The 25,842-nt window shown below is 33.8% G+C and carries 16 protein-coding genes and 4 pseudogenes; 9 read left to right on the top strand and 11 right to left on the bottom strand.

Annotation, left to right across the window (positions count from 1 at the left end):
* Positions 1–19: 19 nt before the first annotated feature.
* Positions 20–446 (bottom strand): annotated as a pseudogene (rnhA, locus tag OOK84_RS00485) (ribonuclease HI); the annotation flags it as partial.
* Between the two features lie 409 nt (positions 447–855).
* Between rnhA and OOK84_RS00480 the strand changes: the two are divergent.
* The 3 genes from OOK84_RS00480 to OOK84_RS00470 all read left to right on the top strand — a co-directional run bounded on the left by OOK84_RS00480 (position 856) and on the right by OOK84_RS00470 (position 5,600).
* Positions 856–1,809: an Rpn family recombination-promoting nuclease/putative transposase gene (locus OOK84_RS00480; RefSeq protein WP_264731832.1), complete on the top strand. Its 954-nt coding sequence runs from the start codon at positions 856–858 to the stop codon at positions 1,807–1,809.
* Between the two features lie 273 nt (positions 1,810–2,082).
* The gene (locus OOK84_RS00475) at positions 2,083–3,474 is read left to right on the top strand and encodes a hypothetical protein (protein WP_264731830.1); all 1,392 of its coding nucleotides are present in this window, start codon (positions 2,083–2,085) and stop codon (positions 3,472–3,474) included.
* 8 nt (positions 3,475–3,482) lie between these two features.
* Positions 3,483–5,600, top strand: coding sequence for a hypothetical protein (locus OOK84_RS00470; RefSeq protein ID WP_264731828.1), 2,118 nt, complete (start codon positions 3,483–3,485; stop codon positions 5,598–5,600).
* A gap of 860 nt (positions 5,601–6,460) precedes the next feature.
* Here the strand turns inward: OOK84_RS00470 and OOK84_RS00465 are convergent.
* Positions 6,461–6,742, bottom strand: a pseudogene (locus tag OOK84_RS00465) (IS110 family transposase); the annotation flags it as partial.
* A 181-nt stretch (positions 6,743–6,923) separates the two neighbouring features.
* On the opposite strand from OOK84_RS00465, the gene OOK84_RS00460 reads away from it, so the two are divergent.
* The 4 genes and pseudogenes from OOK84_RS00460 to OOK84_RS00440 all read left to right on the top strand — a co-directional run bounded on the left by OOK84_RS00460 (position 6,924) and on the right by OOK84_RS00440 (position 12,504).
* Complete coding sequence (locus OOK84_RS00460; protein ID WP_264731826.1) at positions 6,924–9,053, top strand: hypothetical protein; 2,130 nt, start codon at positions 6,924–6,926, stop codon at positions 9,051–9,053.
* A 563-nt stretch (positions 9,054–9,616) separates the two neighbouring features.
* Positions 9,617–10,906: a hypothetical protein gene (locus OOK84_RS00455; RefSeq protein ID WP_264731824.1), complete on the top strand. Its 1,290-nt coding sequence runs from the start codon at positions 9,617–9,619 to the stop codon at positions 10,904–10,906.
* A gap of 43 nt (positions 10,907–10,949) precedes the next feature.
* Positions 10,950–11,890: pseudogene (locus tag OOK84_RS06795) on the top strand (IS5 family transposase).
* 32 nt (positions 11,891–11,922) lie between these two features.
* Complete coding sequence (locus tag OOK84_RS00440; RefSeq protein ID WP_264731822.1) at positions 11,923–12,504, top strand: hypothetical protein; 582 nt, start codon at positions 11,923–11,925, stop codon at positions 12,502–12,504.
* A 64-nt stretch (positions 12,505–12,568) separates the two neighbouring features.
* Here OOK84_RS00440 and OOK84_RS00435 read toward each other — a convergent pair whose 3' ends face one another.
* The 8 genes and pseudogenes from OOK84_RS00435 to OOK84_RS00400 all read right to left on the bottom strand — a co-directional run bounded on the left by OOK84_RS00435 (position 12,569) and on the right by OOK84_RS00400 (position 16,107).
* Positions 12,569–13,402, bottom strand: coding sequence for a transposase family protein (locus OOK84_RS00435; RefSeq protein ID WP_264731820.1), 834 nt, complete (start codon positions 13,400–13,402; stop codon positions 12,569–12,571).
* 332 nt (positions 13,403–13,734) lie between these two features.
* Positions 13,735–14,094, bottom strand: coding sequence for a hypothetical protein (locus OOK84_RS06710; RefSeq protein ID WP_333782285.1), 360 nt, complete (start codon positions 14,092–14,094; stop codon positions 13,735–13,737).
* A 33-nt stretch (positions 14,095–14,127) separates the two neighbouring features.
* On the bottom strand, positions 14,128–15,036 hold the full coding sequence (locus tag OOK84_RS00425) for an ankyrin repeat domain-containing protein (RefSeq protein WP_264731817.1): 909 nt from the start codon (positions 15,034–15,036) through the stop codon (positions 14,128–14,130).
* The gene (locus tag OOK84_RS00420) at positions 14,982–15,104 is read right to left on the bottom strand and encodes a hypothetical protein (protein ID WP_251373708.1); all 123 of its coding nucleotides are present in this window, start codon (positions 15,102–15,104) and stop codon (positions 14,982–14,984) included. The genes OOK84_RS00425 and OOK84_RS00420 overlap by 55 nt, the downstream gene beginning before the upstream one ends.
* A gap of 19 nt (positions 15,105–15,123) precedes the next feature.
* Positions 15,124–15,288: an ankyrin repeat domain-containing protein gene (locus OOK84_RS00415; protein ID WP_319803094.1), complete on the bottom strand. Its 165-nt coding sequence runs from the start codon at positions 15,286–15,288 to the stop codon at positions 15,124–15,126.
* A gap of 24 nt (positions 15,289–15,312) precedes the next feature.
* Positions 15,313–15,723 (bottom strand): ankyrin repeat domain-containing protein, encoded by a 411-nt coding sequence (locus tag OOK84_RS06705; RefSeq protein ID WP_406719230.1) that lies wholly within the window; start codon positions 15,721–15,723, stop codon positions 15,313–15,315.
* Positions 15,697–15,813: pseudogene (locus tag OOK84_RS06700) on the bottom strand (hypothetical protein); the annotation flags it as partial. The pseudogene OOK84_RS06700 and the gene OOK84_RS06705, both read right to left, overlap by 27 nt.
* 39 nt (positions 15,814–15,852) lie before the next feature.
* A complete protein-coding gene (locus OOK84_RS00400) occupies positions 15,853–16,107 on the bottom strand; it encodes an ankyrin repeat domain-containing protein (protein ID WP_041581417.1) in 255 nt (84 codons plus the stop codon).
* Between the two features lie 126 nt (positions 16,108–16,233).
* On the opposite strand from OOK84_RS00400, the gene OOK84_RS00395 reads away from it, so the two are divergent.
* Positions 16,234–18,888: an ankyrin repeat domain-containing protein gene (locus tag OOK84_RS00395; RefSeq protein WP_264731809.1), complete on the top strand. Its 2,655-nt coding sequence runs from the start codon at positions 16,234–16,236 to the stop codon at positions 18,886–18,888.
* 47 nt (positions 18,889–18,935) lie between these two features.
* Positions 18,936–24,566, top strand: coding sequence for an ankyrin repeat domain-containing protein (locus tag OOK84_RS00390; protein WP_264731807.1), 5,631 nt, complete (start codon positions 18,936–18,938; stop codon positions 24,564–24,566).
* Positions 24,567–24,855: 289 nt separating this feature from the next.
* Here OOK84_RS00390 and OOK84_RS00385 read toward each other — a convergent pair whose 3' ends face one another.
* Complete coding sequence (locus OOK84_RS00385; RefSeq protein ID WP_264731805.1) at positions 24,856–25,737, bottom strand: Rpn family recombination-promoting nuclease/putative transposase; 882 nt, start codon at positions 25,735–25,737, stop codon at positions 24,856–24,858.
* Positions 25,738–25,842 lie beyond the last annotated feature (105 nt).

The following is a 25,842-nucleotide window of genomic DNA, read 5'->3' as shown; positions in this document are numbered from 1 at the left end:
ATTTTAGCTTTTTAGATTCCTTTCTAGCAAGTCTATCTGCCTCTTCATTATAGGTATTACCACTGTGAGCTCTAACCCACTTCCAATTAACATCATGCTGTAAAGCAACTTCATCTAGCTCCTGCCATAATTCCCTGTTCTTTACTGGCTTTTTATCAGCTGTCTTCCAACCATTTGTTTTCCACTTGTTGATCCATCCTGTTATACCTTGTTTAATATACTGACTATCAGTGTGTACAATAACTCTGCAGGAAATTTTTAACATCTTTAGCCCATTAATTACAGCCTTTAGCTCCATCTTGTTATTTGTTGTGTTCTCTTCACCTCCAGAGATACGTTTTTTGATAAAGACACTTTTATTTTCATACATTACCACGGCTGCCCATCCACCAGGCCCTGGATTTCCATCCATCTGTATATATTATAACCTTCTTTTTTTCGCCCATACTTACAGGATATAGATTCAACGTAAATTTGCTACCAAAATATGTTGATATTATTTTTTGAATATTTTAAAATATAAGGTGTGAGAGATGGACAAACCTGTCCTCACGATGTTAGGTAAATCGTAATTGAGCTTTTAGGCTCGTATTTTTATTAGGAGGTTAGTCTCTCACACTGAAAATAAATATTTTTAAGCTCTTAATAGCTCATCAATTCATTTGCTGGGGTTTTAAGGCCTTTTATAAGGCAACTATAAAAAGATGATATCCCCTCTTTCATCTAAAGCCTTAAATGCAATTCTCAGATGATCTCTGACAGACGTTTTTTCATCAACACATTTAAAACAATAAAAAGATTGAACATTTCCTCACAATTGTGTATAATAATTAATGCTTTTTATCTTACTTTCTCATGGCTCTTTCGAAGTTTCTTGATGCACGCAATGATTATGCCTTTAAAAGAATATTTGGCACTGAGAAAAACAAAGATATTCTCATTCATTTCTTGAACGATATTTTAGGCTTTACTGGCTTAGCTGCTATTCACGATGTTGAATTCTTAGCTACCATTTTAGACCCTGAGATTGCCGCTAAAAAGCAAAGTATTGTCGATGTTCTTTGTAAAGACTCTCAAGGTTCAAGATACATTATAGAGATGCAGTTCACTAAGACCAAAGGCTTCGAAAAGCGTGCTCAGTATTATGCTGCTAAAGCCTACTCAAGTCAAGCAGATCAAGGTGATAATTATCATAATCTCAAGGAAATTATCTTCATAGCCGTTGCTGATTGTATTATTTTTCCAGATAAAGCTGAGTACAAATCTAATCATGTCATTTTAGATCAAAATAGCTTTGAACATGACTTAAAGGATTTTTACTTCGTATTCATAGAACTACCAAAATTTACAAAGACAAAAGAAGACCAACTAGAAAATATAGTAGAAAAATGGTGTTACTTTTTTCGCTATGCAGGAGAAACAAGGGAAGAGGATCTAGATAAGATAGTTGGTAGTGACGTAATAATAAAACGAGCTTATGAAGAGATGAATAAGTTTAATTGGTCAGAAGAAGAGTTACTAGCATATGAACAAATGAAAAAACGCATAATGGATGAGGTAGCTGCTTTAGCTCAAAAATTTGACGAGGGCCTTAGGGTTGGAGAAGAAAGAGGCATCCAAATCGGCCATGAAAAAGGTAAAGCGGAAGGTATTAAAATTGGTGCAGAAAAAGGTAAGGAAGAGGGCGAAAAACAAGCTAAAATAGCTGTGGCCAAAAACCTACTTAAGGCTGGCGTGTCTGTTGACTTAATAGCTGAATCTACAGGCCTTTCTCAAGCTGATATTTCACAGCTCAAGGAAAAAGCTTAAGTACTGTAGCTCCCTTAGAGCGCTTTTCAACTTATTATACTTCTTTATCCATTAGTCTAATATATTAAAGCCTACATCTAACTCTTCTGCTATTCTCGCTATGGCCTATTTGATTTTCTCACCAATTCTACGCATCAGTTAAGTGCAAAATAGATGATATTTAAATATAAAAAATGTTTTTCATAAAATTTTTCTTGTCCTTGATAATTTTAGTGTTGCTATTTGATTCTAACTTTTGCATAATGCAGCAAATATTTTTATATAGGAGGTACAATGCCAAGATGGACAGATCGCCATGCTACAATACTTAAGAAATTACAGGATATCATTAAATATTCAGATTCTAATATTGCTGCCGGAAGGCGTTTAGCTATCGAAAAATGGGTAAAAACCTATACTGGAGAAGTAGAATATCTTAAAGATGATGAACTACAATTCTTATACAACGTATTTCGTGATGAGAATTGTTGGTCAGGTACAAGGTTAAACACTGCTACTCTAGGAAGAATGTTAACTGAAGAAAAAATAGGTGAAATAAATAATCCACTTTGTAGATATAATATGGCATGCAGGTACTGCGTGACAGATAAGATTCCTCAGCTTTTTCAGGAACAACTTGAGTCTTACAAAAGTGGCTTCTCTTCTGAAGAAGTAGATGATGATGGCAGGCCTGCAACTAACAACCGCAAATATGTTAGAAATGAATTGTTAAATGCTATGAATAGTGAAGATCCTGTACTTAGCTTTTGGATTGATAAAAAATCTGGAGAATTTAAAAAGCATGATAATGCGGTAGAGGGTTTTAATAAAGCTGTGGGATTTAAATGGAGTGAAGGAGTAGAATACTTCCATCGTCGTATAAATCAGGAAAGAAAGAAAAAGATTGATAACCTGATGGTTAAAGCTGTTGCTAATTTATCTGCTATTCAAGCTAACCATAATGTTGCTACCGTTTTAGATTTTCTTCTGCATGAAATAATCACTGATCCAATAAAGCATAAATTACTACTTGAGTTACCAGATAAAGGCAAAGGAGCTATGTATCAGCCTCTTAGCACATTAATACAGTGTGGTTTCGTTGATACAGTTCAAGATGTAATAAAGCACTTATCTCAGGAAAAGGTTTTAGTGTCTGAAGAGAAGAAAATACTTTCACATTGTGGTTACGCGTTTCTCCTTTCCTCGCTTTCAAATTCGATGTTAGAGGATCCTGAGATAGATATTCAAATTAAGGCAAGAATGATTATTGTGAATCTTTGGAAATGCGATCTTTTTGATGAGCATAAAAAAGCTGTGGTTAAATTTTCCAAGAACATAGATCCGATAACAGATGTGCTTGCAGGGTTAATTGTTGATTGGCAACGTGATAATAGCAGTAATAAAATTGTAAAGAAGCATGAAGTGCTGGAAATTTTGCAATTTGTCAAAGATTTTTGTTCAGATAAGGATTTAAAATTATTTAAAGATGGTATCACTAATGATCTAAAAACGGTTTATGTGTCAGGTATGAAAGATGGTATCGACTATAGCAGGGTAGCAGAGGGATTATTTTCTCAGCTAGGGAGGTCTGCACATTTGTCTCCTGAAGGTAGTGGTTTCAGTGATCCACAGACCGTGTTAGAAAGTGCTGGTGTTAGTGGTGTGTCTAGTCGTAGTTATAATTAGGAGTGTTTATGCGGAATGATGATGAAGATACTGAATTAATTCAAGATTTGTTAAATGGAGATTGTGATGAGCTAAATAGAAAAGTTGGACTTTTTTTAGACCAGTGTCCATCTTTTTTACACTCGGTTGGTAGGAGTCGTTTTTTTCCTGCATTCTTTTTCGGCATGTTTGCTACTGCATTTGATTCTGGTATTATAGATTTTGACCCTGGTATTGCAAATGGTGAAAGAATTTACTTTCGTTTTGATAACTATAATAATGGGAAAGGAAATCTAAAAATTGCTGTTCTAACTAATGACGTAGATGAAGATGGCATAAGAATAGTAAGATGCTACACTATTGCTGATAATGAGAACAGTCCTGGATCAAGATTCAGTGAAGAAGAAAGGCTATGGGTAGAAGAGAATCAGTTACAGCACTTACAGGAGGATCTGGCTTGGGAAGAGTATAAAATATTTCAGCGGGGAGAAGAGTGTGTATTTTTTCCTCAAGGAAGGGATTTTGATGGAAATCATGCATCTCCCATCAATAATTTTAGAGAAATTGTTCCAATCATGCAGCAAGGCAACTTATTAGATCGAGTAAATGGGTTAGCAAATAATAACAGTCTAGAAGTAAGAAGAGACATTAGAAGAATTTTACAATACATCGTCAATGTCTACGATGAATATCGCCAAGAATTGAATTTTGATAACGAGTCTGACGATCATGGTTTTTTATCCGGATTTTTATTAAATTTTAGGTACCGCGCTATGGCTGATATCTACCTAGAATTACTTATAGGTAGAGGATATGCAGATATTACTTTGCTTGTGCGTGGTCAGGAAAAATTAAATAATTCAGTTCCCATTATAATTGAACTCAAAGCAGGTCAAGAACACGCTGGACAAGCATTGGAACAAGCTAGGGGTTATGTTAGAAACTGTCCTATTTCATCTGTATCTGTTCATACCTCGTCAAGAAATGCTGTTTGTGTAGGGCTAAACTTTAACCATAATGCTCAACGTCTGCAGCTTGGTACAGAACACTTTCTAGAGCAAGAACCTTCTTTGGTAAGAAGATTACTTAATCCTACTGAGGGAGAAGTTGCAAGAGATGTAGAAAATTATTTATTGTATCCAGCCTCTTGCACACGTGCAGTACCTGGTTCTAATCCATTTTCCTACACATCTAGGTTTGCGTTTGCAAATATTGCATTTGAAAAAGGTACTGCTCGGATAGGGGGAAATTTGGTAAGAGTAACAAAATACCTATTCAATTACCATAATGACGATAGAATGTTATATCCAGTAAGACAAGGGGCCTCAGGAGTAAATGTTCGAGAACGCGCTCTGACAATGGTTTTGTTTGCACTAAGTATTAACTCACTAGTTGTACTTAACATCCGTCGAATGTTGCGTCACCAGTTTCCAGTAATGGCCTTAGATTTATCACGTCCACATTGGCAAGGTGCTAGAGTGCGTGAAGTATTGTGTGAAATGGTTGATGATAATCCTCAAATAAACGTTATTTTAACACCATTTCAGTCACCTGATGATTATTCAAGAAATCGTGGGCATTTCCACGGTAATCTTTCACGAATAGGTGGTGTTGGACAGGTACACGCAGCTGCAAGTGTAATGATGAATACCGGCTGGCAAGATGTCAATAGGCATACGGAATTATTTCAGGAAATTTCTAATGTGTTGTTTCCATTGTTAGAGCAAAATGCTATACAACCATTAAGGCAAGGATTGGTAACAAGTGAAGCTGAATTTCAAGCTGTATTACATGGGTTATTTTATACTCTTGGCAATCCTGCTAGAGTAGTTATTGAGTTTCAATTAGAAAGAGGTGGAAGAATAGATCTAGTGTTGTCAAGATTTGTGGAAAGAGATGATACTCATCCAATTGGGATAGAGCTAAAATTTGCTGGAACTGCAGGGCAGGTACGGCAAAAAAGTGCAGAAGCGAATCGACAATTACAACGATATACACAATGTGGAGGATGCGAACGTATTACTGATGGAGATCAAATGGTTTTATCATATGCTGTATTCAATAACGGTGCACGAGGACCAGATACTCTAATATCAGTTAGGGATGTTCTTAACGTAAGAGATAACTTAGGACAGTTTTACAGATGATCTTTTATCAATGGAAGTGCTCAGGGTTTGGATGTACTTATAGTGAAATATACATATTAAGTCCAGTAGAGTGTAGGTAAGGTTGAAGGAAGAAAAATAAGATTCTTTGAAGAATAGGGTTTATTTTATGTCTTCTTAAGCTAAAGCCAGCCTTATCAGGTCAAATAAATTTACTGACAAAAGATTTGCCTAATTTAATACCTATTAGCAGCGTGGTAGAAAGTGGTCACGTAGGCAAAGTCGTAATGCTAAGATAGGTTAAATATATAATTTGTCTAGTTTTTAGTACTTTATGCAAAAAGCTGAAAATTTGAACAGCTATCTATTTTTACTATAGACTTACCTCAATTTTTCTTTCTCATATCAAATGAATTAATGTTAATTTAGTAATATATTTTACTAAAAATTTAAATAAAATAACTATTTCCAGTGGTTAAAATCAAGGAACGTGAGAAGTTTTTTCTTTGGAATGCGTTGGTCTACCATGTGTACCGTACGAACTTTTTTATACGGTAATTTTATTATATGCTAAAACTAACCACATTAGCCCATTTCACCCACATCTACATATGAACTATTTTGCCTAACTTTGTTGCAAAGATTTCAAAATTCTATTTTCGTAACTCCATTTTTACGCAACTTGTTCTCAAAAATATACGATCTTTTTTGAAGGAGTAAACAATTGAATTCTTTATAACACTAGCTAGCATGGTATCCTCACTAAAATATTTTTTGAAAAAGTTAATTGACTTATAAATAATTCTTTACTAATACTGGCATGTATTTGTTTATTCTGCTAAAGTTGCTCCATACAGGTTTGCTGTAAAAACTTCAGCAGTTTCCGTACTCCTTTAAAGCATCGCATAAGATTTTATGCAATAAGGATTTACAACACTTACAAAATGTCCAGCATTGTGTAGAAATTCAGCCAGTGCTTCGCTATAACAACCAGTAGATTCCATGCAGGTTTTTACTTTTTCTACATTATGTTTGTGTAGAAAATTCAGTAGACTTTGAAACCCATGATCATCGTTCTTAAAGCTTCTTTTTCTAATTTCACGCTTTCCTTTTTTGCTTATAAATGAGAGAAAAACATCAAAGCGATCTTTTGATATATCTATGCCCAAAAAGTTGTTGATCATATATAACCCCATACGTTACCATTAAAAATGAAAAGTAAGGCTAGTCTTGTGAATACAGAATTAGAACCATTCAGGTCTTTCTACGATACCGTCCAGCCTATACTTTTGAGAAGGGAATTCTTATCTCCTCTACAGATTTTATATCTAAGAAGAAGCACAGAGTTCCTCCCTTCTCCACCTAATGCTTAAGCTTAAAACATTAGATGCTTTTGACAAGATACAAGAAGAAGAAATCCGCCTATTTGTTTTTGCAGAGGGTCGTGAAAAAAGAACCGAAGATCAACTGCAGCAAGATATGGAGAACATAGTTAGGCAATTAAAGTCGAATGTAACTAAGGTTCTAATAGGGAGAGAAGTACTTGGAGAAGAGGATCAAAAATGGAAGTTTAAGGTCTTAGTAGAACATAAAACAGGTAACGATACACCTGAAATCAGAGGTTTCAAAACAATCGGTTGCAAAGTAGGTGAAAATTTGGAAAGCAGAGTAGCTGATTTAGCTACGGGTAATTTCGAAGATAGTAGAGGGGGTATTAAAGAAATAATCAAAGAGGCCAAAGGGCTTTACTCTGATCTTAAGGAAAAAAATCTCATACAAAATAGTGATAAAGAAGCAGCACAGCATGGGTTTATTAGTGGTATGTTGATGAACTTCCGTTATCGCTATAACTTAAGGTTATACTTGGAATTATTAACAGGAAGGGGTTATAGTGATATTGTATTGCTTGTGAGAGGAAAAAGTCGCTCTTGGACGGCTATTCCAATAGTAATGGAATTAAAAGTAAATGATAATGTGGAAAATGCATTAACAGAAGCATCGAGTTATGCTAGAGGATTACGTCGTAACAAAATGCGCTTATTAACAAACTCCGAGTATGCTATTTGTATGGGTGTTAACCTTAATGAGCAAGAGGATTCGTATATAATTTCTAATAAACCATCTCAGATAAAAAGAAATGAAGAGCCTTTTGTGCAGTCCTTACTTGATATAGTTTATAGTGATGAAAAGTGCAAGGATAAGGAGAGTCAAGTAAAAAATCTGTTAGGGCAATTATACTATACATTTCCTTCAGAGCAATATACAAGATATTACTTAAGTCGTTTTTTACTTGGTCAATTGTCTTTATTAAAGAAGCCTAAGAAAGCAGAAAGTATGAGTGTGTACTTATTTAACCATTCAGGAAAAGATATAAAAGGAAGAGATATAGAGGGACATCTTACTACATATATAGTTGTTGTCAAGGGACAAGATAATCGAAACAGGGTGCTTATTTTTCATATACAGGAAGGTGGTACAGATAGATTTCAGTATAACAAATATTCGTTTTATAAAGAAGTATTAAGTAAAATTGGTTTAACAGAAGTTAAGTGTCAAGATTTAATTGAAGTATACATAAACGGCTATAAGGAAACTGGTCCTAGTCAATCGGCGCTTTCACCCGGTCTTTTTTATGAGGGTCAGAACTTAGTAAAAATTGAGAATAAAGATCCAACAGAATATTTTGAAGGGTTTCATAATGAGATACAAAGGACAAGATCTAGCACGCTTCAGAATAAGTTCAAAGGAAGTGTAGAATCGGTCAATCTGATACCCAAGTTGGCTAATAAGTTTAAAGAAGCAATAGATTATCAATATACATGGTTGGGGGAAGAAATAAAACAAAAGAAAGGGCAGCTAGGAAATGACAATAAGTTTGGCTTAGGTGCATACAAAAACTTATTTGATACGATTAAAGAATTAATGTGTGATAAAGATGGAATACCTAAGCAAGGTTTTGTATCAATGATTGGTAGTGAAAGTATGTTTAAAGCTTTTTTAGACGGGCTATTTACCGGACTAAGTGATTTAGATAGAGATAGGGTAATTGCTGTACTTACAGAGTTTCAGGTGGGAGAGGGGAAGAGGGTTGATATGATGATGCAAATTATAGATAACAAAAATCCTGATGAAAATAAGAAAGCAGGAGAGCTAAAAGAATCTATTTCTATGGGGTTTGAGCTAAAATTCTCCGAAAAGAAGGGTGGAGACGATGAAAAGCTAGGAGAAGCAGATAGGCAGATAGCAGCAGGGTACGCAGAACGTCGAAATATCAAATCAATAACAGAGGGTAAGAATGTGGCGTTTATCGGGGTCTCTTTCAATAAGAATGCCGGTAGTAAAGATAAGTTGATACTATTAAGTGAAAACATTATTCTTGCTGGTGTTCCACACAGTTCAACAGATGTAAGTCTTAGAAGTCAACTGTCTGAATTATCGTTACAAAATCCTCAGCTAAGTACATTTACTGAACAGTTGAGAAATACCCTTCTTTAACTACAGGGTGGACACGGATTTAATAGTTTGAAAGTTTGCGTTAAAGACAATCTATAATAAAAGTGCAAGGTATCTAAAATGTTTTTAGGGGAATATCACACCAAGCAGCGTCACAAAAAATTTGTTTATTGACTCTTTCTAAAGTTGTAAAACAGTGCACACATTTGTAAGAACAAGCTGCGTAAAAATAGTATCATAAAAATAAAAGCTTGAAATTATTGCAACAAGGCTGAGAAAATTAGTTCATATCTAAATATGGAAAAAGTTGGCTAATATAGCTGTTTTTATGGTATAGTAGAATTATTATATAGAAAGGTTCACACGTGTCATTTGGTAGACCAACACATCCCAAAACGAACAGTTCTCACGAGAGGTGGTTTTAGTTGCTAAAAATGGTTGAATAATTTAAATTTTTAGCAAAATATGTCACTAAGTTAGTGATAATCTATGTTTGGGATAACAGAAGAAACAAGTTAATTTTTGGAACATACATTTGAAACAACTCTTAATAGGAATTAAATATTTTTGATGTATTTTATGGTTTTTCCGATTAAGTAAGTGACATGACAGCTAGTATAGAATTTAAAGATAATCAAGGCAATCAGATATCAGGTTTAAACGATATTAAAATTATAACCTTAAGCGACGGTTTAGGTAATGAATATACTTTAGATGCACGTGGTGATCATCTTAAATTAAAATATATACCAACTAATAAGGATAAAGAAGAGGAGTATACAATAAAAAGTTTAGCAGAGGCTCTCGGAAGTTTGCTGAATGTAAAAAATAGTAGTGGTAAAACAGTGCTTGAAGAAAAAGTATCAGAACAACCTATAGTAGAAGCGATAATGTATGCAAAAGACGACAGTAATAACAGAATTTGTGATACTGTACTAGCTAATACTTTTGCTAGGAAAGATGATACGTCTAGCTATATAAGTGACAAATTAAGCAAAAAAGCTGACAAAGTTGAATTAGATAAGAAAGCTAATGCTGATAGTGTATATACCAAGCAAAATATAGATGACAAATTGAAAACTAAAGTTGATATTGATAATGTATATACTAAACAAGCTATAGATACTGAATTAGCAACTCGAGTTAACGCTGATAGGGTATATACCAAGGAAGAAATGGATAAGAAACTGACAGTCAAAACTGATACTTTCTCTACATATACTAAGCAAGAGGCAAATGAGAGATTCTTCCCGATTGCAAAACATCAGGAGTTAGCAAGGGAGATACTAGGCAAGCGCATAGACGGAAGATCAGTATTAGTGAATGAGTTAGGAAAGGCTTTTGATGAGCAAGCAATTTGGTATGGTAATAATAACGATCAAACAGCAAAAGATTTCTTGGCTGAAAAAGGTAATTTTGCTAAAATTAATGGCTCCAATATAATGATCCCGGACTTTGTAGAAAAAATACTAGATGCAACAGAAGATATAGGAGAAGGCAAAAAGAAATCAGTTTTAGTAGAGAAATTGGGCAAATTTCTTGATCAAATTGATGATAATGATAAAACATATGACGGTAAGACAGCAAAAGATTTCCTAGGTGAGAAAGGCATGCAGGGACCGAGAGGGGCAGATGGTCCAGCAGGTAAAGATGGAACAAGCACAGCACCTAATTTAGTAGCTCAAGAATTGATTACTAATCAAGCAGATGCACTAGGACAAGCGGTTCTGGGGGCAAAGGATGATGAAAATAGAGAAATCTTAGTAAATAGTCCTATTTTACAGGAAGGCATAGCGAAAAAATTAAAAGAAAATCCTGAAAAGGTAATAGGTCCAAAAGGGGACCCTGGTCGGCTTTGTTGCATCGCTCAAGTGAAAAGAACTGGCAGTTACTGACAAAATTCATTATAAATAGCCATTTAACTGTTGAAGAAAAAATATGCCACAAAAAATGAGAGTCAGTAACTGCCATGAATATAACAAATTTCTCCAAGAAAGAGGAAGCATTTTTTGTTATATCAATGACGCCATAGAAAATTGGTACGAGAATTGTCCAAAAATGCAGGGCGGCAACTATATTTATAGTGATAAAGTTGTGATTTTGGTGCATATAATCGTCAGTTTCTTTAGAATTGGTTTAAGACAAACAGTCGGGTTTATAAAAGGGTATTTGCAACAAATAGGAAGAGATTTGGCAGTTATCAGCTATTCACAAGCATCAAAAGAAACTTAATATTAAGATAAATGATTGCAGAATTGATAAAAATAATATGGAAGATATCGAAATTGCTATAGACAGTACAGGAATTAGTATATACAACAACACACAGCAAGGAAAATAGCACTGACAGAAAATATCGTGGCTATGAGCAAACGAGAAAATTGCACGTAATGTTGAATATAAACAACAAAAAAGCCATAGCTGTAAAATACAGTAACGGTGTCTACTCTGATCACTATGGAGCTTGTGATTTGCTAAAAGAAGTTGATTTTCAGCATGCCATAAAAGTACTATATGCAGATAGGGCATGTGATAGGCACAAGTTTTATAAGTTGTGTAACGAATATGATATAAAGACAAAAATTCCACCAATAAACAATGCGGCAGAACATCCAGAAATAGATTATATGTCTGACAGGAATGCTGCTATTAGGTTAATAAAATTATACGGTGAAGATGGCATGAAAGAATGGAAAAAAGAAGTAAATTATGGGAAAAGATCTTATATTGAAGGGTTTTTCTCAAGATTAAAGCAAATATTCGGATTTAGTTTTAGGAATAAATCTGAGATAAATCGAGAAAAAGAACTGCTAATCAAATGCTATTTGCTTAATAAATTCACTGATATTGGTATGGCTAAATTTGAGATAGTTACATGAATTTACCATAAATCACCATCTCATAAAGTGTGATGCAACAAAGCCACCCTGGTCAAGATGGAGAAAGTCCATCAGTTGATGCCGTAGCTGCTCAATTACTTATTGGTACAAATAAAAATGCATTAGTCACTGAAGTTGCACGCAATAAAGGTTTACAAGAGTCCTTGGCAATTAATCAAGATTTTAGCACCGCATTGGTGGTAGCTTTGAGTAATGATAAGAATTTTTCCAATATTGTAAAAAGAGATCTTAGTAGAGAAGGAGAAAGTTTATCAGTTGATAATGTAGTTACTAAATTGCTTGCTGATGAGAATAAAACATTAGTTAATGCTATAGGAAATGATAAAGAAGTAGCAAAAAAAATACTTGCTGCAACAGAAGATACAGATGAGAAAAGATCAATTCTTGTGGAAAAATTAGCAGGATTTCTTGATGCTAATGACCACGCATATGATAACAATAAAAGAACAGCAAAAGAGTTCTTAGGCAGTAAAGGACTAGCGTCTGCTAATGCTTCTGATCCAACTTTTCAAGGAGCTGTTAGAGAAGTAATATCTCAACCTCTTTTTGAAATTCCAGATGATCCAAATGCTCCGCTTTCCTGGGATTGGTAATATAGACCTACTGCGAATCAAAGGGTAAGCAAAAGGGAAGAAGGACTGCTAAAATCAAGGTTAACTAAAATTCATGCTTAAGATTTACAATGCCAGCAATAATATTAAATCTCAAGTTGTATTTCTTCTGAAAATTGCAGTAAACGTGTGACATAACCTTAAATATCTTTATCCCGCGGATCTTATTTTCTACTCTCATTCTGAAAGATACTAGTCTTCTATTATAGTCCTTCTGTTCGAGAGTTAATGGCTTTTTACGATACTTTTTGTATGGTATTATAACATTGCTTTGCAATTTTTGCCAACCTTGGTATCCAGAATCGGCATATTTTATGCTATCGATTGGTAAATATTTTTCTTGTTTCCTTATGCGAAAGTCATTAATTCTACCACGATATGACTTTGACACTGATAAGATTCTTCCACCTTCTTCGATAACAATCTCAGTTTTCATAGTGTTGGTTCTTTTTTTTCCTGAATATGATTTCTTCCGTTTTTTACTATCTTCTGGCCTCTGTATTTGCTGTTCTGTAACATCAGCCAGAATCTTGAGTATTTTTTCTGGTGTCATACCTCTATCTTTTGTTATAGTAACTTTTTTGGCAAGTAATGGCTCTATTTTCTTCAGTAACCTACATACATTTGCGTTGTGCACATTGAACAGGCAGCCTAAAAATCTATGTGTTATGTAAGTGCGATAGTACAAAATTACGCAAAATAACTTATCTTCTAGGGCTGGTAGTTGTGGTCTTCTGCCATGGCACTTTTTCTGTTTTTCAACTTTTTTCCACTCAGGCCTCATTTTTTCCACCACCTTTTCGAACTCTTCTATAGTTAAGCCTATTATATTACGAAAGTTTCTTGGGTGTTTCTTCATGTTGTAGTAACTAAAGCTCATTTTTTTACCTTACTCAATCTGCTTATTCTTCTTCTACCTCTCTCACATCATTTTGTCATTACCTTTTGCAGCAGGTCTTATGATTTTTATCAAAAAACGACCACCAACACAAATGCTTCCCACGCTAGCTGGTTTGGCTTCCGGAGATAGCCGTGACGTTTATAGCCCTTCTTATAATAGTCTGAACGGGGCAAGATACGTGTTTATGATGGCTATTGTAAGTCATTAGGCTGGCAGCGTATTATGACATGTTTGGACTATTGTGGAAAAAGCTACACATTCTTAATAAAATGCACTGCCAAGTTAATAAAAGTGTACTGAAAAAATCTTTGTTAAAGTTTTAGGTCTCTAACTTGGCTTTCTATCTTGACATCTTGTAGAGCTTGATCTGGTTGTTTTATCATCTCTAACAGCTCACTTACAATATTCTTGTGTTTATTAACTATAGCAACTTGCAACAATGTATTCCCTTGATTATTACGAGCATTTGTTACAGCTACACGTTCATCAGGTTTTATCGCTTTCAACTTACTGATAATTTCAACATTGCCATTTTTTGCACCTTCAAAGAGTTCTTCAACTAGCTTCAGTAATTTAGCAATACTCTTATCTTCAGAAAGACTAAATGGTATTTTACCTTCCTTATTTTGAATATGATAATTTGCACCATGTTTAAGTAAAGATTTGACAATATCTAATGAGCTATTCTTAGCAGCAACGTGAAGTTATGTAGAATTACTAGTAGTGGTTCCAGCATCTATAAAGTCAATTAATTTATCACAACTTACATGTTGTAATAGAACCTCAACGATTTCTTTGTAACCTTTCAAAACAGCAATATGTAAAGGTGTATTCCCTTTATTGGTAACCTGCGTTACATCAGCTCCATTCATTAATAAAGTATTTGTAACACCCATGCTGCCATTATTAACAGCATAATGCAATGGTGTCCATCCGTCAGTATTTTTGGCATTAATAACTATACCTTGTTTTACTAAACCCTCCACTATTTTAAGATTATTACTTTTTATAGCTTTAAAAAATTTTTCGATCATCTTTAGTAATTTTATAACTTCTAAGTTTCCGCTTCTCTCTGCAAAATGTAATGGTAAAGCATATCTATCTACCTGAGTCTTGGCATCAAAATACGCTCCATTCATAAGCAAGTACTTAACTATATCTAAACTACCAAGTTGGGCTCCTAAATGTAAAGGTGTAGTATTTTTATCCATTTTTGCATTAACATCTGCTCCATTTGTAATAAGGGTTTTAACTACCTTAAAGTGGCCATATTGAACTGCAAGATGTAAGGATGTCCCTCTGTCCTTACTTTCTTCCACACTTATATCAGCGCCATGTTTCAACAGAACGGTGGAAATTTGATCATAACCTCTTTCTGCTGCAAAATGCAGAGGGGTCCAATTTGTATGATCTAGAGCATTAACGTTTGCCCCTCTTTCTAAAAGAAATTTGACCACCTCCAAGTGACCATGGTCTACTGCGAAATGTAGAGAAGTAGTATTTTTGACTGTTTTAGTATCAATCTTTCCTCCTGCATCAAGCAAAGATTTAACCACTTCTAAGTTACCATCATAAGCTGCACAATGTAAAGGAGTCCAGTTTCTATTATCCATAGCATTAATATCTGCCCCATTTTAATTAGAAAATTTACTATCTCTAGATGATTATGTTCTGCTGCCAAATGTAGCGCTCTCCTACCATTATCTATCTTTCTTTGCGTTTATATTCGTTCCTTTTGCAATTAGGTTTTCCACTATTCTTAAAGAAAAACCATTATAAGCTGCATTATGTAGAGGAGTCCAATTTTGATCATCTGTAACGTTAATGTTTGCTCCATTTTTAATTAAAAAATCACTTACTTCTATATGAGCTTGCTGAATTGCTAGATGTCAAGGTGTGAAACCTTCATTTTTTTTAATATTAACATTAGCTTTTTTTTCTAGTAGTAGCTTGACTACTTCCAAGTGACCGTTCTGAGACCCTATGTGTAAAGCCGTAGAATTATCGTAGTCTTTAGCGTTCACTTCAATTCCTCTTACAAGAAGAGGAGACTTAACTACTCCAAAATGATTACGTTCTGCTGCTAAGTGTAAAGGTGTAAGGTTTTCATAATCCTTAGCATTGACGTCAGATTTCGCTTCCAATAAAACATCCACTAACTCTAAAAAGCCATTTTGAGATGATAAGTGCAGAGGTGTAATTCTATCACTTGTTTTTGCATTGACTTTTGCTCCCGCTTCGAGCAGAACCTTAACTATATCTAAATTACCAAATTGTGCTCCTAAATGTAAGGGTGTAATGTTTGTATCAACTCTCTTATCATGATTACCAATACCTGAACATCCAGCATTAATATTAGATCCATGTGCAATGAGAGCTTTTACTATCTCGAGATTACCATTTTGTACTACAGAATGTAAGGGGCTTGCTCAATCATTATTGACAGCATTAACATTTAATCCTTTTTCAACAAGAACATTTACTATATCCAGATGACCATTTTCTGCTGCTAGATGTAAGGGTGTATTAAGTTTATCTGTCTTGGTATCAAGATCTGCCACATTTTCAATTAAAGTTTTAACTATATCTAAATAGCCCTGCTGGGATGCAAAATTTAAAGGTGTAAAGCCTATAATGGCCTTATGATTTATATCTGCTCCATTTGCAATGAGAAAATTAACCATTTCTAAAAAGTGTAGTTATGGCTTGTTTATACTATTATGAGACGAACTATATACTCTGGGATCATAAAGTCATTGTTCTGCTGATTTTGATTCCCTATAATGTAGGTTTTAATATAAGTTCTTTTCATGTACAGAATAAAACGCTCAGTAAAAATCTTAAAGAAGGTTAAGCTATTGAAAAAGGAGCAGTACGTAGAGAAAATTAATCAATCTTCTCTATCTAATCAAGAGGAAGATTTAAATTGGCAGCCTGATAGTGAACGTGACTTAAAGCGCTACCGTCGTTCTGATAGTAACGATGAGAGAGATTATGATGATATTACTAGTGAAGTTGAGCTTAATCAGGAATTGATGAGTGCCATTAGAAGTAATGACTTAGAATTAAAAAAACTAGAAAAAATTAAAAACCTTATCCAGAGAGGAGCATATGTTAACTTTCAAGATTCTAACGTTAGGCATAATACACCTTTACATGCAGCTGTTCGTAAACAAGAGGTTGAAGTGGTTAAGCTGCTTTTAGCAGAAGGAGCAATTCAAATCAAGAATGATAACAGTAAAATACCACTAGATCTTGCTAGACGTCTTGGTAAGAAAGATATTGTGCTACAGTTGGAGAAAAAAATAGTTCTAAAAAGGGGAAATACTGGGGAAAATAAGCCAGAAGTTGATCTTCCAAAAAAGCCAAAAATTTCTTTCATGAAAGAATCTAAAGAAATAAAAGAAGAGAATATAGAAAGTAAATATCCTGCTTCTGGGCTAAAGCATACTCTTCATGGAAGTATTTATCAGCTAAAATTGTTAATGTTGTTTTTAAAGCGCGGATTAGATCAAGGATACTCTTTTCGTTTGGCTACAGAGTGGGATGATGCTGAAAAATTTGATGACTTGGTGTTTATGTATGATGATTCAAAAGGAAAAAATTATCGTTTTTTGCAAGCTAAACATAAACTAGATGAGAAAAATAACAAAATCACAATAGGAGACTTACTTACAAAAAGTAAGGATGGTGAATTTAATTTAGAGAAGTATTTTGTTTCTTATTTAAGAATTAAGAAGAAAAAAGAATTTAAAGATTGTAACCTGAAAGATTTTATCGTTTGTACTAATATTGGTTTTGATATGGATAATTCAGTGCAAGATCAAGTAAAGAAGCTTAAGGAAGTTAGTTCTGGAAAGAATAAAGGAAAAAAAGTTTTAGTTGAGGCAATTGATGATTATGATAGCTTCTTTAACACAGATACTGGTATAAGATATAAAATAAAATGTAATGATGACTTAGTATCGTATTTAAAACAAGGTAACGAAGTGCAAAATGAAGTGCGTGGACAGTTAGTAGATATTATAGATAAGGAAATAAAAGAGTTTTTTAAAAAATTAGTATTTGCAGTGGGTCAGCCTAATGAAGTCAAGCTTGGTAAAATGCTTGAAGATGAAATAAGTGAAAACTTTAATACAAGACTTAATTATATCGGTCAGTTAAGTAAAGACGCTTATAACAAGTTTGAGAAAGCAATACTAGATTGGTTCAAGGAAAAGGAAGGACGATTTTTTGATAACGAAAAAGTAAAAGACCTTTTTATGAAAATGGAACAAGAAGTTAATAGTTTAAGTATACTAGAAAAAGAAGTCAAAAATATAGGGCAAAAGGTGAGTGAAGTGCATTCGCATATTATAGCGGGACAGAACAACAAACAAGTAGAAGAACATGTTTGGTTTAATATCAAAAGTCCGTCAAAATTATTTACTGGAAGAGAGGAAGAACTAAATAAGGTGCATTTGGCATTGCAGCATACTAAGGAGAGAATAGGAGTAGTATCACAGGGGTCCTCAATTAGCGGTTTAGGGGGAATTGGTAAAACTGAGTTAGCCAGAGAGTATGTTCATAGATATGCTGAGGAGTACAGCAACAATATCATATGGATAGATGCTGAAAGTTATCAAACTCTTACAGAATCTTTTTGTAGACTAGCTTCCGATAAATTGAAAATTAATATAAAAAATGCAGATGGTATAGACAAACAGATAATTTCTATAGTGGAAGATGTATACAAATTTTTTGCTAATCGAAGAAGTCTTTTCATTTTTGATAACGCTGAGAAATTTGAGAATCTCAGTAAATTCTTACCACTACATTCTTTCACACCTGAAGCTAATAAACCTTATGTTTTGATTACCTCTCGTAATCGAAATTTGAGAGCAGGGATAGAAGTTATAGATCTAGATAAGTTAAAATTAAATGATTCGATAGAATTTGTAAAAAAAGGGCTATTCATAAATGATGAGCTTCAAGACCAAGAAATAAAAAACTTAGTAGAAAAACTACAGCATTTTCCTTTAGCTATACGGCAAGCAATAGCATATATTAATGATAGAAAAGTAACAGAAGAGTTTAGAGTTAGTGATTATTTAAAGGAATATGAGATAAAGACAAAAGATTTGCTTAACTATAAAGTACTTCACGGGATTAATGATGACTATATTAAGACAACTTTTACAACTTGGGAAGTTACGATTAATAAAATAGAAAACTATAAAGAATATGGGCAGCTAGCTTTAAATATTCTTAATATTATGGCTTACTTTGCATCCGAGAACATCTCAAGAGCAATGTTTTTAAGTTTAGCAGGTGGTAATGAAGAACAATTAAAATCAGCTGTCCATTTGCTTATAAATTATTCTATGGTAAATGGTGAAAAAGAGCAAAGCGTATTGAGTATTCATAGACTAGTTCAAGAAGTGACAAGGTTAAAACTGCAAGAGCAACAAAGAAAGAAATTCTAAGAGAAGCTCTAAAATTAATAAGCAACACTGTTCTAAGAGAGGAAGACATGGTTCACGTTACTTCCATTTTGAATTATTCTAGTAGATATAGTAAATTGATAGATGACTCTTATCTTAGTTCTACTTATGGTGAATATAAAGACTCGCCATTGAGTCTACTTGTCAAAAGTAATAAAGAAGAAGCAGTAGAAAATATATTAAAAACCCTGAAAAAATGGAATTATCCAGCTAAATTAATTAAAGTTGTCAACGCTGTTAATGAGAACGGTTATTCTCCTATACGATTTGCTATTGAGAATAATAACTTAAATATAATAGATAATCTTCTGGAAAATGGTGCTGATTTTGATGCCTTATGTGGAGATGGTATGACTCCTCTACATTTTGTTGCTTTGTTTGGTAACTTGGAATTAGCAAAACACCTTATAGATGAAAAGAATATTAATTTAAATCCATTAGATGAATATGGCAACACCCCTCTACACACTGCATGTGAAAATGACCACATAGAGTTAGTCGAATATATTATAGGTGCAAAGCTGGTCAATCCTGATATCCCCGGTCAAAATGATATGACACCTTTACATTTTGCTGCTGAGAGGGGTAGTATAAAATTAGTAGAGTATTTAGTAACAAAAAAGGTTAATGTAAACACGAAAGACTCTTATAGTCATACACCCCTACATTTAGCTGCCAAAAGAGGCTACTTAGATGTAGTGGAGTATCTGGTAAAAGAAGGTGCTATTTTAGACGTAAAGGATTATCGCAAAAATACACCTCTGCATTTGGCTGCTAAGAACAATCATTTAGATGTAGTGAAGTATCTGATAAAAGAAGGTGATAATTGTGATATTAAATTTGACTACGGGTGGACTCTTCTACATCTTTTTGCTCGAAAAGGTAATTTAGATGGGGTAAAACTTCTAATGGAGAATGAGGATTTTAGCAGTTATTTTATCACTCGAATTAATGCCCATGACAAGAATCAAGGTACTGCCTTGGACATGGCTGCTCAACTTGGTCACTTAGAGATAGTAAAGCTTCTAAAGGAAAAACATGCTAGTGTTTTGGGTAACGCAAGTTTTACACCCCTACATTTAGCTGCCGAAAGAGGTCACTTAGATGTAGTGGAGTATCTGGTAAAAGAAGGTGCTATTTTAGACGTAAAGGATTATCGCAAAAATACACCTCTGCATTTGGCTGCTAAGAACAATCATTTAGATGTAGTGAAGTATCTGATAAAAGAAGGTGATAATTGTGATATTAAATTTGACTACGGGTGGACTCTTCTACATCTTTTTGCTCGAAAAGGTAATTTAGATGGGGTAAAACTTCTAATGGAGAATGAGGATTTTAGCAGTTATTTTATCACTCGAATTAATGCCCATGACAAGAATCAAGGTACTGCCTTGGACATGGCTGCTCAACTTGGTCACTTAGAGATAGTAAAGCTTCTAAAGGAAAAACATGCTAGTGTTTTGGGTAACGCAAGTTTTACACCCCTACATTTAGCTGCCGAAAGAGGTTACTTAGATGTAGTGGAGTATCTGGTAAAAGAAGGTGCTATTTTAGACGTAAAGGATTATCGCAAAAATACACCTCTGCATTTGGCTATCAAAAGAGGTCACTTAGATGTAGTGAAATATCTGGTAGAAAAAGGTGCTAAAGTTGATATTAAAAATAATCGAAACCTTACCCCTCGAGATTTAGCTAAAGAAAAATTTAATCAGAATCCACAAATTTATCAAGAAATTATAGGTATTCTTAAGTCTAAACCCATTAATCGACAACAAGAGAATGACAATATGTATCAAATAGGTGAAGTTTCGGCTGAAAAATGCCTACCCAGTACAAGTGGATATAGCGGAAGAAAAAGAAGAGAAGTTGGTGGTAAAGAGTGTTTATTCACATGGGAAGATGTAGATGAATTTAATGTTGAAAAAGATGAGAATAGAGATTTAGGTAAGATTAAGATAGATAGCGAAAAGTTTGTTAATTACATTAAAGATTTGCCAGAGGGAAAGCGTAGTCAGCTAATTCAGCTAGCAGATGAAGTTAGAGTTACAGGTAACTCTCAAGGTCTAGTCAATAAGCTAACTAGCAACCAAAAAGTCATGAATCATCTAAATAGAGCAGGAAGAATCTCTGGTATGACTATGCATGGAATGATGGCTAAAAATGTTTTAGCTGACTTTTTAAATGGTAATTATCAAGGGGTAGCAGTTAATATAGGCTTTATTGCCGGTGGTCAAGGATTTGCTAAAGTTGCTGAAGCTGCATCTATTAAAGGACTAGAATTAGCCTCGAAAGGAAAGTTTTTACTCAGTAGGTCTTTAAAAGCAGCATCACCTTTTCTCGCTCGTGGAACTTCAGCGTTTGTTGTCTATGATTTAATAAATCAGGTAAAAGAATATAAAAATGGCACTGAAGAAGCACTAGTTGGCATAGTAGGAGATGGTATTTATTTAGGAGTTGATGCTACGGAGATTGGCATAGAGGTTGCTGAGGCTTTTGAACTATTAGAAGGGGTTTCATCAGTGACTGGACCTATTGGTGCAACAATTGGAGCTGTAGTGTTTGTTGGCACTGATATTTACATGGCAGTGAAAAGAGTTGATAAAATCGATGAAATTATTCACTTAACTGGAAATGAGAAGTTTGTTGAAGGATTACGTGCATTTATAGGTATGGAACCTCAGCAATACATAGAAGAGTTAATGGAAGAAAAACAAGTTAATAATCAATTGGTTAATCAAGGACTTGAGTATTTACAGCAGCATAGTGATATTAAAAGGTATATTTTTCCAACTGGTAAGTCAGTTGTAGATTCTTGTTCCCTAATACCATATGACGCAACCAAATGTATTAGGACTCTTGGATTAAATGGTGGTCGGTGCCTTGAGGAACAAGCAGTAACAAAATATTATCGAAAATGTACAAACAAGTTTGAGGTAGATTTAAATAATGAAGTTCTACTTGATAGCAAAAGAACTGATATAAAATGGAGCAGAGCAAGACCGGGTAACCCAAATGGAGGAGAGTTATTTTGTTTACCACAAGGAGATTATGAACCTACTCCAAGTTATGGGTCCTATTTTTGTGAAAGTGCAATTGGGGTAACTGATTTAAATAGAAATAAAATTGGAAATTATACTCTTATTAATTTAGGAGAAGGTGATGATTATGCAAAAGGATTTGTGAATAGTGGAAATATCTTTGTAGTAAATGATGGATTCAAAAGATATTATGGTGGCAATAAAGATGATATATTCATTTTACAGGGAAGTGCTATAAAAGGATATTTATTTGGAGAAGGTGGAATTAATACTTTAGATCTTACAGGATTTGCTTTGAACTCTAAAAATATAGACGTAGTTTTAAATAGTGGAGACATAATATACGATAATCATCATATATTTCAAGCGTTTGGGATTGACAAAGTTATTGGTAGAAAAGCCAAGGCAGAACGTATATTTAGCAAATGTGATACACAGTTTGTGGATGGAAAAGGTGGTAGTGAAAGGTTTAAAGATCAAATAGAAATATACGATGAAAATTGTGGCTATGAAATGCAGATAGTGGTAAGGCCTAATACTGTTATACATAATCGAGCATTAGAGGGAAACTTTCATTATACTGTACCATATGGGCTTGGTAGTGCTAAAGTTGATTTTATTTATTCTTCTGAAGATTTGAATGTAAATAATACTTTTACATTTGAATATGAACCAGTTGAGATAAAAAATATTAATGTAAGAAATATCAATGTACTAAATAAGACTTCACATGTAATTACATTCAATTTTGCACCAATGTCGAATAAAGAATTTAATATAACAATTTCTGGTGCATCAAATCCTTCTTATAGATTAGGCAGCGGTAGTGAAATAAAAGTAGGGAATAAAGGTAATCTATATATGCTGCAGAATACTAATCAATCTATTGATGAAATTATAAAGAGTTACTTAAGTGTAGCAAATAGATTAAACAAAATGTCATTCTTTATACAATCGTTGCCCAATGATGAAACGGTGGTGATAGGAAGTGGTAATTATGAGGTAATACATAATAATCCTCTATATAAAAGCCATCTAGTTGGAAATGGTGGTGAAAATGTATATGTAATTGATTCTAGAGATAAGAAACTTGAGGTTCCCGAAGTAGTAATTTACGATCTTGATGTAGAAAGTTCAGTAGATACAATTGACTTGAGAAATTTAGTACAACAAGCAAGAGGTAAGTTGCTTAATAAAGAAAGTTTTGAATTAAAAATTATAAAATTAGCAAATGATTTACTATTAAAAGGAGAAATAACTGAATTAAAGAAAACAGAAGATTCGTTTGTAAGTGGAATGAAAAAGCACGAGTGTTTTACTGTAAGGCTAAAAGATGGAGTTAATTGGCATGACAAGGCTCACATAATTTTGAATAATGTGCCAATGGGAATAAACTTTGATAACAACGAGTGGAGTTTAAAACCATTACCTTTAGTATTTGAAAGAGATAAAGAAATTATTATCGTAAACAGTCAAGATATAGAGGAAAACACTGAACTAAGAACAGCAAAAAGAGCAGGAAACTATAAGTTTGTGAGTAATAATGGTAATGACCTAGTAATAACTAATGCTTTTGATGCTAATGTTGCTAAGAATGATCTGTGTACAATAGTGCTGAGTAAGTTCTATGAAACACCTAAAATGGAAACATTATCTATCAAGTTTGCTGATAAGGAAATAACGCTAAAAGATCATCAAGAAGAAATAAATACTGCAAGGGATATAAATGTTGTAAAAAAAGAATATAAGGATCAAGTCTATAATGATGTTTTCAATAAGAAAAGAAGTACGGAAGTGATATTATCTGATCAACCTATAGGTCACAAGCATAGACACGAGCACAAAAGACGTCATCGTCGTCACCATCATGAGCAGGATTTATCACATGCAGTCGGAGAATTAAGTAATCAAGCAGTAAGTAGTAGTACAAGGCTATCTTCACGTATAAATGATTTATTTGGCTGGATAAAAAACTCTATAGGTGGATTATTTAATTCTAGAGTTATTTTAGTTGAGGAAAAGCCGAAGACTACGAGTTCAATTTCACAAGTTGACACAAGAGCAGATGTGAATAGTGCAATAATGTTACTTGATGTGCTAGTGAGAAAAATTACGGGACAAAAGTATATTTCCACAGTAGAGCAGCAGGTACCTTTATTAGAAGCAAGAGGTTATGCGTTAAATATTACAGAGAGATTTGAGAAAGTAGTAGAGCAAGCTGCAAAGGGTAGCAAAATATCAATGCACCGGTTAAATATTGATTATATGGGAATGCAGAAAGAGATTACTAGAAAAGTCATGAGTGGTAAATTTAATGAAATTTCAGGGATTTTAAAATCGTATGTAGAGAAAGCATGTCCTGGTAAAGAAGCTGGTAAGTTAAGTTCTAAAAAGTTTGACAAGTTTATAGCGCAATTTAATAATGGGCTGCTAAATCAATCAATAGAGCAGATATTACACGACAGAGATGGTACATTAGAAGTTGGTGGTGCAAAGAAACAGCAAATGAGTTTAGAACCTCAAAGTTATTTGAGTAATGCTTCTGTTCAAAGCCATTCAAAAGTATCAACTTGTCTTTCTGAGATAGGAGTAACTAAGCTTGGAGGTAATCTCAATAGGTAGGTTATAATATAAGAGGTGGAGCTATAATATGCCAAGTAGTGGAAAATTTAAAGTGAGGGTAGCCAAAATAATTAGGGAAACAACCTGTACTATCCATATTAAACTTACAGTATGTATCTTTGATATGGAAGGCTGAATAGGAGGGTTAGTCATGGTAGTAATCTATGTTATTTTGTGTATAATATTTATAATTGTTTTAGAAAGTTCACTAGACTCTTAATTATGTGGTATGTTCGACTTAGGAAAGATTTTCATAAATATTAAAAAGTGAAGTGAATAAGTAGGAATATTATGTTTTTTCCCTGAGTTGTAAAATTTCAGAATGAGAGAGACCGGTAATTTGAGCTATAACATCTATAGAAACACCAGCCTTGAGTGAGTTTTTTGCAACTTCAATTTTACCTTTTTGATGGCCGATTTGGATGCCTTCATGTTTAGCATCATCAAGTTTTTGAGCAAGAACAGCCTGTTCATCACGAATACGCTTGATCTCTTGTTCATAAGCAATAAATTCTTTTTCTGACCAGTTAAACCTATTTAGTTCTTCATATGCTCTTTTAATTATTAGATCACTTCCTATTATTCTCTCTAGCTCTTCCTCACTAGTTTCGTCTGCATATCTAAAGAAGTAGACCCATTTTTCAACTATACTTGAAAGCTGATCTTCCTTGGTTTTTGTAAATTTAGGCAACTCAATAAATATAAAGTAAAAATCTTTTAAATCGTGTTCGTTAGTCTCTTCATCTCGAATAGTATGCTTTGATTTGTACTCAGATTTATCAGGAAATAAAATACAATCTGCTATAGCAATAAAGATAATTTCCTTAAGGTCATGGTATTGATCACCCTTACTAGCTTGTCTTGAGTAAGTCTTAGCAGCATAGTATTGTGCACGTTTTTCAAAGCCCTTAGTTTTAGCGACCTGCATCTCGCAAACATACTGAACACCTGAAGAATCTCTACAGAGGACATCAACAATACTTTGTTTTTTAGAGGCAATATCAGGATCTTGAATAGTACTTAAAAACTCTATATCCTGTATTGCGTTTTTGCCAGTAAAGCTCAGAATATCATTGAGGAAGTGAATGAGGATATCTTTATTCTTTTCAGTACCAAAGATACGCCGAAACGCAACATCATTTTTTGGATCGAGAAACTTCGAAAGAGCCATGAGAAAGTAAGTTAAAAAGCATTAATAATTATACACAATTTTGAAGAAATATTCAACAATTAAACGTAGTTGATTTATGTTAACCTGTATAATATTTATGGCAAA

It is taken from the genome of Wolbachia endosymbiont (group A) of Sphaerophoria taeniata, assembly GCF_947250735.1.
In the GTDB taxonomy this organism is placed as follows: domain Bacteria; phylum Pseudomonadota; class Alphaproteobacteria; order Rickettsiales; family Anaplasmataceae; genus Wolbachia.
Note: the sequence above shows the minus strand (reverse complement) of the source record. Positions and strands in the feature narration are given on the sequence as shown.